The organism is Novosphingobium sp. PhB165 (assembly GCF_004341845.1).
GTDB lineage: Bacteria > Pseudomonadota > Alphaproteobacteria > Sphingomonadales > Sphingomonadaceae > Novosphingobium.
The window spans coordinates 1,092,707-1,104,341 of record NZ_SLVB01000001.1; the positions used below are offsets into that span (position 1 = coordinate 1,092,707).

General features: G+C 66.5%; 9 protein-coding genes. 6 read left to right on the forward strand and 3 right to left on the reverse strand.

The features are described 5' to 3' along the window. The first annotated feature begins 105 nt into the window (after positions 1-105). Positions 106-753, forward strand: a complete 648-nt coding sequence (locus tag EDF56_RS05185; protein WP_132385599.1) for an alpha/beta hydrolase — start codon at positions 106-108, stop codon at positions 751-753. A 47-nt stretch (positions 754-800) separates the two neighbouring features. On the opposite strand, the gene EDF56_RS05190 is transcribed toward EDF56_RS05185, so the two are convergent. Both EDF56_RS05190 and pgi read right to left on the reverse strand, forming a co-directional pair. Beyond that, positions 801-3,182, reverse strand: a complete 2,382-nt coding sequence (locus EDF56_RS05190; protein ID WP_243652395.1) for a S8 family peptidase — start codon at positions 3,180-3,182, stop codon at positions 801-803. Between the two features lie 102 nt (positions 3,183-3,284). Further along, the gene (pgi, locus tag EDF56_RS05195; RefSeq protein WP_132385601.1) at positions 3,285-4,805 is read right to left on the reverse strand and encodes a glucose-6-phosphate isomerase; all 1,521 of its coding nucleotides are present in this window, start codon (positions 4,803-4,805) and stop codon (positions 3,285-3,287) included. Positions 4,806-5,017: 212 nt separating this feature from the next. Between pgi and lepB the strand changes: the two genes are divergently transcribed. Genes lepB through EDF56_RS05215 form a run of 4 tightly spaced genes read left to right on the forward strand, consistent with a single transcriptional unit; the run spans position 5,018 to position 8,504 of the window. Next, positions 5,018-5,890: a signal peptidase I gene (gene lepB, locus EDF56_RS05200; protein WP_132385602.1), complete on the forward strand. Its 873-nt coding sequence runs from the start codon at positions 5,018-5,020 to the stop codon at positions 5,888-5,890. Next, on the forward strand, positions 5,891-6,559 hold the full coding sequence (gene rnc, locus EDF56_RS05205) for a ribonuclease III (RefSeq protein WP_132385603.1): 669 nt from the start codon (positions 5,891-5,893) through the stop codon (positions 6,557-6,559). Continuing rightward, positions 6,556-7,494: a GTPase Era gene (era, locus tag EDF56_RS05210; protein WP_132385604.1), complete on the forward strand. Its 939-nt coding sequence runs from the start codon at positions 6,556-6,558 to the stop codon at positions 7,492-7,494. The genes rnc and era overlap by 4 nt, the downstream gene beginning before the upstream one ends. Then, positions 7,494-8,504, forward strand: coding sequence for an SGNH/GDSL hydrolase family protein (locus EDF56_RS05215; RefSeq protein WP_132385605.1), 1,011 nt, complete (start codon positions 7,494-7,496; stop codon positions 8,502-8,504). Before era ends, EDF56_RS05215 begins: the two co-directional genes overlap by 1 nt. Here the strand turns inward: EDF56_RS05215 and EDF56_RS05220 are convergent. Further along, the gene (locus tag EDF56_RS05220) at positions 8,501-9,928 is read right to left on the reverse strand and encodes an MFS transporter (RefSeq protein ID WP_132385606.1); all 1,428 of its coding nucleotides are present in this window, start codon (positions 9,926-9,928) and stop codon (positions 8,501-8,503) included. The two genes, EDF56_RS05215 and EDF56_RS05220, sit on opposite strands and share 4 nt — an antisense overlap. Before the next feature lie 197 nt (positions 9,929-10,125). On the opposite strand from EDF56_RS05220, the gene EDF56_RS05225 reads away from it, so the two are divergent. Further along, positions 10,126-11,634, forward strand: a complete 1,509-nt coding sequence (locus EDF56_RS05225) for a hypothetical protein (RefSeq protein WP_132385607.1) — start codon at positions 10,126-10,128, stop codon at positions 11,632-11,634. The last annotated feature ends 1 nt before the right edge of the window (position 11,635 follow it).

Genomic DNA, 11,635 nt, shown 5'->3' on the forward strand with positions numbered 1-11,635 from the left:
GGGCGCAGACTCATTGTCAACTCATTTGGTTGAGTTTATAGGAGTCGCATCGCCCTCCGGTCTCCCCCCTCATCGCCGGCGGGCGCCCCTTACGGGAGAAGATAAATGGCACAGACGCAAATCCCTGAAGCGCCTGCCGAAAAGCCGCTCGTCCTGCTCATCCCCGGCCTTGACGGCAGCGGGGCAGGTCATTGGCAGCGCCGCTGGGCAGACGAAATGGAAGACGCCCAGATGGTCGACCTTGGCCTATGGGCAAAGCCGCATCGCAACACCTGGATCAACCGGCTGAACCTTTCCGTGCAGCGCGCCGGACGCCCGGTGGTGCTGGTTGCCCATAGCCTGGGCTGCCTGCTCACCGCGTGGTGGGCCAAGTTCGAGCAGCCCGGCTGGTCGAATCCCGTGATCGGTGCCCTCCTGGTGGCCCCGCCCGAGGTCGACTTCTTCCCGCGCGACGATCGGCTCAACGGCTTTGCACCCACGCCAGCGGATGCCCTGCCCTTCCCCTCGATCCTCGTCGCCAGCCGCAACGATCCATGGATCGGCTTTCCGACGGCCAAGCTCCTGGCCAAGCAATGGGGCAGCCAATTCGAGGACGCGGGCGACGCGGGCCATATCAATGCCGATTCCAAGCTTGGAAGCTGGGACGAAGGCAAGCGCCTGCTGCACCGCCTGATGAATACGCAGCCTGCTGCCGCCACATCGCATGTCCCACTGAACGGCGACTGGTCGGAAGGGCTTGAATACCGCTCCTGAAAGCGAGGGGCCGGGGACGCCGTGTGCGCTCCGGCCCCGATGCGGCTTCAGCGCAGCGAGAGGCGCCAGGTGCCGAGCAGCCGAACGTCCCCGCCGTCCGCCCTCGCCGCCGCCGCAAGCTGCAATTGCGACGCCTTGCTGCCCCTCTCGAAGCCGAACGTGAGCAGCGGATCGATGCCCTTGCCGAAGCCGACTTTGCGCTCGCCGAACACCAGCGACCGGCTCTCAAGATCGTAGCCCGTCGCCAGTGTGTAAGTGCCCTGCCCCGCGATCACGGTCAGCGGCTGCGCGAAGCCGATGCGCAGCACGCCGCCCGCGAGGCCCCGGTTTGCGGTCAGCGCAAAGCGCGTGGTGGCAAGCGTGCCCGCGTGCGTGAGCAGCATGTCGTCCGCCAGCTCGAGCCGCGTTGCGCCAAGGCTGGCATAGCCTGACAGCCCCCAGCCTCCGCCCAGCGGCACGGACTGCGCCGCTTCGACAAACGTAGTGGTCGCGCCGTCTCCGAAGCGCAGCGCACCACCGCCTGTCGGCGTGCCGAAGACCGCGTTGTCCTCGTCGATCACGCCCGCCTTGAGACTGGTCCCCTGCGTGCGCCAGTTCACCACCGCACCCGCCGCGCGGGGCTGCCGGACCGTTTCGCTGTGCTCGGAACCCCCCACCACGGCGATCCCCAGCCTGCCACCCGCCAGCGGATGTTCCGCGCCGAACGCCATGTCGGCGAGCGGCGAATAGGCAAACACCGCGTCCGAACTCGGCGCGATGCCCAAGAACTCGGGCGAGACGGCGTCGGTGGAATGGAGCGAGGCCGTGAGCCATGTCGAGCCCGTGCGCACCGCCAGTTCGCCGCTGGTGAGGAACCCGCGCATTTCGCTGCCGTCCGGCCCGGTCCGCAGCGCGGAGAAGCCCATGCTGGCGTGCAGATCCCCGGTATCGAAGCGGGTGCTTCCGGCGCGGCTTTGCACTTCCACTTGCCGCTCCATGCTGCGCGGCACATCGCGCGGCCGGGCCACGAGACCGGACAGATCGCCGCTGAAATCCCGCCCGAACGCATCGAGCACCGTCACCGACGACAGTGCCTTGGCCTTGATGTCCGTTGCCGCAACGGCATCCGGCAGCAGCAGCTCGGTAGTGCCCGCCGCCGTGGCGACGGTGCCGTTCGAAAGCGTGGGGTTCACCGGAGAGAGCGCGGCCTGCACATCGATCAGCCCGTGGCCGAAAACCGGATCGACACCGGGAACCCCGATGTCTCGCGCGGTGGCGAGGATCACCTGCCCCGCCTGCTGGCCGGTAAGCTGCGGCCATTTGGACAGGATCAGCGCGGCAAGGCCGGAGACTTGCGGCGCCGCCGCACTCGTGCCTGAAAACCAGTCATAGCTGCCGTCCACCGCCTGCGTGGCACTGGTGCCCATCGCCGCAACGCAGTGGTCCATGACGGCAGCGCCGCACTGGTTCGAATAATCGGTAAGCTGGTAGCTGGTCTGTGTGCCTTCGAGCGCGACCACGAAAAGCCACGCATCGCGATTGGCGGCGGTGACATCCAGATAGCCATCGGCATTGGCAAGGCCTTCGTTGCCCGCCGCATTGACGAACAGGCCGCCGGTTGCCGCGTATTTCGCCACTGCCTGCGACCAATAGGCGCTGGGTACGGAAGAATCGACTTTGGCAATCGAGGCGTTGACCACCTTGATCCCGTTCTGCCCCGCGTAGTCGAGCGCCTCGGCCATGTGGATGCCCAGCGTTTCGGCCTTTTCGGTATCGCTCTCGTCAAGATCGACAGCACTGATGCGCAGCGCGACGACCTTGGCATCGGGCGCTATGCCCTGAACCCCTGCCCCGTCGTTCTTCGCGGCGATCACCCCGGCGACCATGGTGCCGTGGTCCGACCAGTCGTCACCCACGACATTGCGGCTCGTCGTCACGCCGCCTTGCGTGACGGTGCCGAAGTCACGGCTGAGCGAGGAAATCTGCCCGGAAAGTTCGGAGACCGCCTTCACCCCGTCGTCGAGCACGCCGACCAGTACGCCCTGCCCGGTATGTCCGGAATCGAGCGCGTAGAGCGCGTTTACATATTCGAACGAGACGTAATTGCGCCGGTATTCGGCGTCATCATTGGCGGAGCGCTTTGCCTGCTGGGCGGCGGGCGTGATGACATAGCCGGACGGTATCGAGGACGTCGGCGTGGGTGTGGGCGTCGGGGTTGGTGTTGGGGTCGGAACGGGCGTCGGGGTCGGCGTGGGAACGGGCGTCGAATTCACGCCGCCGCCACCGCCTCCACCGCAGCCCGCCAAAGCAAGTGCCAGCAGACTCGCCGTCGCAGCGCCGTGCCATGCCGAAGCCGTCCGCCCCGGAGCCTTTCGCGCTCCCCCCATCGCCGCCATTCCCCATGATACGGCCGGCCGCCCGTGCCTTTCGGCACCGGTGGCCCCGGCCATGTCCCCATGGGGTCATTATAGAGCGGGACATCGCAAGACGATTGAAGGCCCCCGCAGTATTGCTGCGGAGGCCTTCAATTTACGAGCAGTGTCCCCGCCGACTTACTTGATGCCCGCCAATGCGAGCAGCGCCTCGGTCGAAGGGTCGAACGCGGTGTCGCCCTTCTCGATCTGCTTGGCGATTTCCTTGCCCAGTTCGACGCCGAACTGATCGAAGGGATTGATGCCCATCAGCACGGCATTGGCGAAGGTGCGGTGCTCGTGGAACGCGATCAGCGCGCCGAACGTGGCGGGGCTGACTTCGTCGAGCAGGATCGTCGCCGAGGGACGGTCGCCCGGATAGGCGCGTGCCGGGTCGTCGCTTTCCTTGCCGGCCATCAGCGCGGCGCCCTGCGCGAAGCAGTTGGAGAGCAGGATGCGGTGATGCGCGGGGTTGAGATCGTCGCCCGGCGCGATGGCGGCGATGAAGTCCACCGGCACGATGTTGGTGCCCTGATGCAGGAGCTGGAACACCGCGTGCTGGGCATCGGTGCCGACGCCACCCCAGGTAATCGGCGCGGTCGGTCCATCGATCGGCGCGCCGTCGGCCGTGACCGACTTGCCGTTCGATTCCATCTCCAGCTGCTGGAGATAGTCCGGCAGCAGTGCAAGACGCTCGTCATAGGCGAAGACGCCGCGCGTCTGGCAGCCGCGCAGGCGCGTATAGTACTGGTCGCCGAAAGCCGCGCGCAGCGGCAAGTTGGCAAGGCCGTCGGTATCACGGAAGTGGACGTCCATCGCCGCCGCCCCGTTCAGGAACTCGGCGAAGTCCGGCCAGCCCAGCGCCATGGCGACCGGGAAGCCGATCGAAGACCACAGCGAATAGCGCCCGCCGACGCTCTCAGAGAACGGCAGGATGCGGGTCTCGTCGACGCCCCATTCGATCGCATTGTCCGGCGCGGCGGTCAGCGCGACGATGCGGCCATAGGGATCCTCGACGCCGTTCTCGCGCAGCCACGTGATCGCGCTCTCGGCATTGGTCATGGTTTCGATGGTGGTGAAAGTCTTGGATGCGACTGCGAGCATGGTCGTGGCCGGATCGCACTTGGCGAAAGCGGCTTCCAGCGCGCAGCCGTCGATATTGGAGACGACGTGAACGTCGACCATCGCACCGTCACGCGCCAAGGCGTCGATCGCCAGTGCCGGACCAAGTGCCGAACCACCGATACCGATGTGGATGAGGTGCTTCACCTCGCCCATGGCGCCGCGGTGAATGGCCTCGACAATGGCGGCCATGCGGTGGTGATACTCGGCCGCGAGTTCGACGCTCTCTTCCTTGCCGACGCCGCGCTGCGCAGTGTGTTCGGCGGCGCGTCCCTCGGTGGGGTTGACGATCTCACCGGCGAACAGCGCGGCGCGGCGGCCGGCGAAGTTCATCGTTTCGGCCAGTTCCTCGAAAGCGGCAACATGGGCGGCATCGAGATGGGTCTTCGACCAGTCGAACAACATGCCGCAGGCGGCTTCCGGATCGCCCGCCTCGAAACGCGTGGCAAAAGTGTCCAGACGGCCGGAATCGGCAGCGAAGAGCTCCTTCAGGCTCAGCTTGGGAAGGCTCTCCAGCTTGTTCCACGCCGCTTTGCTCATGCCTTGTATCCCTTCATTCGAATTTGCGGCCAAATTCCGGCCCGAATTGCACCCTAATCGCGCGGGGCGTTATGCAGGGCTTGACCCACTTGGCCAAGACCATTGTTGCAGACCAATCATCCCCGGATGATGACGATTTTGGTCGATCAACGTCGCCAATTCGGCGGGATTGCGCTTGACGGAAGCGCGCGCGCGCAACAAGGGTTTGCCTCATGAGCGAAACCGACACAGCGGCCTCCGCAAACCCCACCCCAAACCCCGGTGCACCCACGTCGGCCGCGCGCGACAAGCGCTCCGATCAGCCCGCCAAGAAGGACGAGAGCTTCCTCGCGTTCCTGTTCTGGCTGGTGCTCGGCGTGGTGGTCTTGCGCAGCTTCATCATCTCGCCGTTCAACATCCCGAGCGAATCGATGCTGCCGCGCCTGCTCAATGGCGACTACCTGTTCGCCACCAAGTGGTCCTATGGCTATTCGAAATATTCGCTGCCGTTCAGCCTGCCGCTGATCCCGGGCCGCGTCTTCGCCAGCCAGCCCGAGCGCGGCGATGTGGTGATCTTCAAGGCCCCTCCCGGCAACGATGTGGACTACATCAAGCGCGTGATCGGCCTTCCGGGTGACGAGATTCAGGTCAAGGGCGGTCAGGTCTGGATCAACGCCAAGCCGGTGCCGCGCGTGAAGCAGCCCGATTTCGCGCTGCCGGTGACGCCCAATACCCATTGCTACGCCCCCGAGTTCGAGGGCACCGACGCCAAGGGCGGCCCGGTCTGCAACTATCCGCAGTACCGCGAGACGCTGCCGAACGGAAAGAGCTACAACGTGCTCGACCTCGGCCACACGCCGCAGGACGATACCGGCGTCTATGTCGTGCCCGAAGGCCATATGTTCCTGATGGGCGACAACCGCGACAACTCGCTCGACAGCCGCTTCCCCGCCGTCGAAGGACAGGGCATCGGCATCGTTCCGCAGGACAATCTGGTCGGCCGTGCGGCCATCATGATGTTCTCCACCGACGGTTCGGCCAGCTGGTTCGAACCCTGGACCTGGTTCACAGCGGCGCGCTGGAGCCGCATCGGGAGCTTGATCTGAGTGCTTGACGCGCAGGATCGCGCCTTCATCGCCGAAATCTCGGGCGCCGTGCCCGCCGACGAAGCCCTCTGGCTCGCCGCGCTAACCCACGGCAGCACCGGCGAGAAGCGCAATTACGAACGCCTCGAATTCCTCGGCGACCGCGTGCTTGGGCTCACGGTCGCCGAATGGCTTTACGAGAACAGCGAAGAAGCGGAGGGCCGCCTCTCGCAGCGCCTGAACGCGCTTGTCGCCCGCGCCACGTGCGCGCTGGTGGCGCGCGGCATCGATCTGGGTCCACGCATGCGGCTGGGCAAGCAGGCGCGCGACGATGGCGGGCTGGACAGCGACAACATCCTTGGAGACGTGATGGAAGCGCTGATCGGCGCCTGCTTCATCGAGCGCGGCTTCGAATCCGCGCGCGCCATGGTGCGCAAGCTCTGGCACGATGCTATGCAGGGCAAGGCCGGGAAGCGTAAGCACCCCAAGTCCGCGCTACAGGAATGGGCAGCCGGCAATCGCCGGCGAATGCCCGAATACAAGCTGGTCGAGCGCTCAGGCCCCGACCATGCCTCGAAATTCACTGTCGAGGTTTCGATTCACAATGTCGGCTCGGCGCGCGCAACCGCGAACTCCAAGCAGGATGCGGAAACGCACGCCGCCGAGGAATTCATGAGGAAATTCGGATGAGCCAGGATGGCGCTCCCGAGAATATTGGCGAGAATAACGGCTCGCCCCAGAAGTGCGGCCTCGTCGCGGTCATCGGCGCGCCCAATGCGGGCAAGTCGACGCTGGTCAACGCACTCGTCGGCCAGAAGGTGGCGATCACCTCGGCCAAGGCGCAGACCACCCGCGCCCGCCTGATGGGCATCGCCCTGGACGGTCCGGTCCAGATCATCCTGGCCGACACTCCCGGCATCTTCGCCCCCAAGCGCCGCCTTGACCGCGCGATGGTCGCTGCCGCCTGGGAAGGCGCGCAGGAGGCCGACGCGGTCCTGCTGGTGGTCGATCCGATCAAGAAGCGCCGCCACGAGCTGGAACCCCTGCTCGAATCGCTGGCGACGCGCCCGGAACGCAAGATCCTGGTCATCAACAAGGTCGATGCCGGCGCCAAGGAACCGTTGCTGGTGCTGGCGCAGGAACTGACCGGCAAAGTCCAGTTCGACGAAGTGTTCTTCGTCTCGGCCCTTTCGGGCGACGGCGTGCCGGAACTCAAGACGCACCTCGCCGGGCTGATGCCCGAAGGTCCCTGGCACTATCCCGAGGATCAGGTCTCCGACGCCAGCGAGCGCCTGCTCGCCTGCGAGATCACGCGTGAGCAGCTCTACCGCCAGCTTCACGAGGAACTGCCCTACGATGCCGCCGTGCGCCCCGAAGCCTACGAGCAGCGCAGGGATGGTTCGGTGGAGATCCGCCAGCAGATCGTCGTCACCCGCGACAACCAGCGCGCCATCGTGCTGGGCAAGGGTGGCTCCAAGATCAAGGCGATCGGCGAAGCGGCGCGCAAGGAACTGTCCGAAGTGCTGGGCCAGAAGGTCCACCTCTTCCTTCACGTGAAGGTCGAGGAAAACTGGGCCGACGCGCGCGATCTCTATGAGGAAATCGGACTGGACTGGGTGAAGTAATGCCAAGGAATACCCTGGCGGGCTTGACCGCCACGGCATTGTTGCTCGGCGGCTGCGCCACATCGTTCACGACTGCCCACGCCGCCCAGGCGGATCCCACCGCGCAAGTGGAAGAGACGCTGGCCGGCCAGCGCTACGTCGCCATCGGCTCGTCCTTCGCGGCCGGGCCGATGCTGCCGCCCGCCAAGGGCGGCGCGCCGGCGCGCTGCGGGCAGAGCCTCAACAACTATCCCTCGCTGCTGGCCGAACGCTTCGGCATGGTGCTTACCGACCGGTCGTGCTCCGGCGCGACGACCGACAACGTGCTGGGCCCTTGGGGCGACATTGCGCCGCAGATCAACGCGGTGACGCCTCAGACCCGGCTGGTCACGCTCACCATCGGCGGGAACGACCTCAACTACGTCGGCAACCTGTTCAACGCGTCCTGCGCCTATCGTGCGAAACAGTCGCTTGCGGCGGGCGGCAAGCCGCGCCCTTGTGCGGCGGTCAAGATCCCGACCGAATACGACTATGCGCGCGACGAAATGCAGCTGATGGAGATCGCCCGGCGCATCCGCACGCAGGCACCCCATGCGCGGCTCGTCTTCGTCCAGTACCTGACCCCGCTGCCCGCGCCCGGCAAGCTCTGCGCCGATACGCCGATCAGCGAGGAACACGCCGCGATCGTACGCCAGATCGGCGTTCGTCTGGCCGACATTACTACCCGCGTGGCTTCGGCCAACGGCGCCGTGCTGGTGGAAATGAACCAGTCCTCGGCCACGCACACGCCTTGCGACGCGATGCCGTGGATGATCGGTTCTCCCGATGGCTATGACGGTCATCTGGGCCTTCAGTGGCACCTCAACTATGCGGGCATGGAAGCCACCGCCAACGAAATCGCCTGGTGGCTGACGCGCGTGGGGGTCAAATCGGTGCGGCCAAACCTGCTGCCCCTGCCGGTGCCGCTCGTGGTGCCGCCGCCCGTGCCCCCGCAGACGACGTCCCCGACCGGCACCCGCAACCGTAACTAGGCCTTCTCCGCCAGCCTCCACCGCACGAGGCTGGCGAAAGCCGCTACGGCCGCCAGCACCGCGCAAGCGAGCATCGGCACCGGGCCCTCTCCCAAACCCAACGACAGCGTGATGCCGACCAGCGCCGCACCCAGCGTCTGGCCGAAGAGGCGACCTGTCGCGAGTAGTCCGCCCGCCGCCGCCGCGCGCTCACGCGGCGAGTTGCCAACGATCATGCGCGCATTGGGAGAGAAGAACAGCGAGAAGCCGAGCGCGGCGACCACCAGCCGCCATGCAATCGCGACCACGCCTGCATGGTCGGGCAGGAACGCCAGAAAACACAGGCCGGCCACGGCAATGATCATGCCGATCAGCCCCATGATCGAGGGCGAGGCATGGTCCGAAAGCCACCCCGCAATCGGCGCCACCACCAGCATGGTGAGCGGGAACGGCAGGACCAGCAGGCCGACTTCCTGCGGCGTGTAGCCCATGCCCTGCTCCAACCGGAACGGCAGCGCCACGACCAGCGCGGCCGAACCGACGAAGGCGGCGATGGCGGCCAGTGTCGAGAGGCCGATCGACGGCATGGCCAGAAGGTCGACCGGAAACACCGGGTTCGCCCGCTGCCGCTCGCGCCAGGCCAGCGCCAGCGCCGAGCCGAGGCCCGCCAGCGCGATCACGACGCCAAGAGCGACCATGCCGCCATGGGCGGCCAGTTCGATGCCCCCGATCAGCAGGGCGAAGCTCGCCGCGCTCCACAGGCCCGAACGCCAGTCGAACGGCGTGGATCCTCGCACGGGGTCCGGCAAGAATCGCCCGATCAGCAGCGATAGCGCCGCCAGCGGCACCGCCGCCACAAAGACCCAGCGCCAGTCGGCATGGGCCACGATCAAGCCGCCCAGAACCGGCGCGAGCGCGTTGGAACTGGCGACGATCACCGAGTTGATGCCCAGCCCACTGCCAAGGCTGCGCTTCGAATAGATCTGCCGGATCAGCGCGGCCGACACGCTCATCGCCATGCCCGCGCCGAACGCCTGTCCCGCGCGCACGATTAGCAGCGTGGGCAGCGAGTGGGCCAGAAACGCCAGTGCCGAAGCGGCCATGAAGATCAGCTGTCCGGTCTGGTAGACCCGTCGCAGGCCCAGCCGCTCGCCAAGGTTGGCGAAAGGCAGCAACGCCATGACCATGACCAACTGGTAGACCGTCACCACATTGACGACGACGCCTTGCTCAACCGACAGATCGCGGGCGATGGTCGGCAGCGCGACATTGGCAATCGTGCCGTCGAGCACGAAAAGCGCCGTGCCGAAGGAAATCGCCACGATCGCCCAGAGCCGCCGCGGCATTTCCAGACCGGTGTCGATATCGGCCATATCGGGCGCACCGATGTCGGTTTGCCGGGCCTCGGGCACCTTGGCCCGATCATCATCTCGCATTTGCAGCATGCCTTGACCAACGCCCCAAGGCCGCCTTCGAAGCAAGTCCGGCGCTGTAAGAAATTGTCGCAGGCTGCGCCGCAAAGGCAAGCCGCTGATTCTGACCCGTGGCGGCGTCTCTAAATTGCCATCTTCAACTTCCATGACGAAGCGGCGACATCATTGCCCCATCCTGCGGCGGGCGCGGACAATACGAAGGGTCGACCATGATCGCAGCAACCGGGCGCCTGTTTGCCCGTACCGGACGGATTGTCCGCCCGGGCATGGCATCTCCCGCACTCTACATCGTCGCCGGCCTTGTGGTGCGGCTGATGATGCTGGGCAAGCCTGCCTTCCAGTCGGACGAGCAGTTCTACCTGCTGGTCGGCCAGCGCATGGCGGCGGGCGCCCTGCCCTTCGTCGATATCTGGGACCGCAAGCCCTGGGGCCTCTTCGCGATCTATCGCGGGGTCTACCTGCTGCCCTTCGATCCCGTGTTGACCTATCAACTGCTGGGGCTGGCCACGTCGGTCCTGACCGCGCTGGTGATCGAGCGCATGGCCCGCTGGATCGCTCCGCCGCGCGCCGCGCAGGCGGCCGGGATCGTCTATCTGCTCTGGCAGGTCGTATTCAACGCGGCGCTGGGGCAGGCTCCGGTGTTCTACAACCTGCCGGTGGCACTTGCCGCAATGCTGACGATCGAGGCCTGCCAACGGGTCCGCGATCCGCTGCTGGGACGGCGAGCGCTCGTGCCGATGCTGCTGCTCGGCCTGGCCATGCAGGTCAAGTACACGGTGCTGTTCGAGGGGATCGGCTTCGGCCTGCTACTGCTCGCGCGCGGCCGGGCCGATGGCTGGCGGCTGCCACGCCTTGTCGCCACCGGAGCGCTCTGGGCGTTCGTGGCCCTGCTGCCGACCATGGCGGCCGCCGCCGGCTATGCCATGGCCGGGCACTTCGATGCTTTCGTCCAGAGCAACATGCTGTCGATTTTCGGCCGCGCTACCGACCATGCCGACGCTTTTGCGCAACTCGGCAAGGAAGTGCTGGCGATGACGCCCTTTGCGCTGGCGATCCTGCTCGCGCCCTACCGTCTGTCGCCGATCCGGCTCTCCACCTCGCGCGGCGAGCGGCCGGGGGTGCTTCCGGCCCTGCGTATCTGGGCGCTCTTCGCGATCGGCGGTTTTCTGGTGTTCGGGACTTGGTACGATCACTACCTTGGCCCCGTTCTGGTGCCGCTGTCCGTGCTCGCCGCCCCTGCCCTTGCCCGCACACGCAAGGGAGAGCGCTGGTACGGCAATCTGCTGCTCGGCTTTGGGCTGATCGGCGCCGTGCTGGTGCCCGCCTTCCAGATCCGCGAAAAAGGCACGGCCGCCGATTTCGCCCAGGCGAGCGATCTGGTCGCCCGCGAACTCCACGGCCGCTGCCTCTACGTCTATGAGGGTGACAGCGCGCTCTACCGTACGACGAACGCCTGCATCCCGACGCGCTTCGCCTATCCCAGCCACCTCAATGCCATGAACGAGGCCGGAGCGCTGGGGGTCGATCCCAGCGCCGAAGTCGGGCGCGTGTTCGATACCCGCCCGGGCGTGGTCGTGGTGGCCGAATCCGGCCGCCCCAACCTGCCCAACCTCGCCACCCGCGCGCTCGTCCGCCAGCGGCTTGCCGCGGCCTACGAGCGCTATGCGGGGGTGACCCTCGGCACCCGCCAATACGGGCTATACCGCCTAAGGCCGTGAA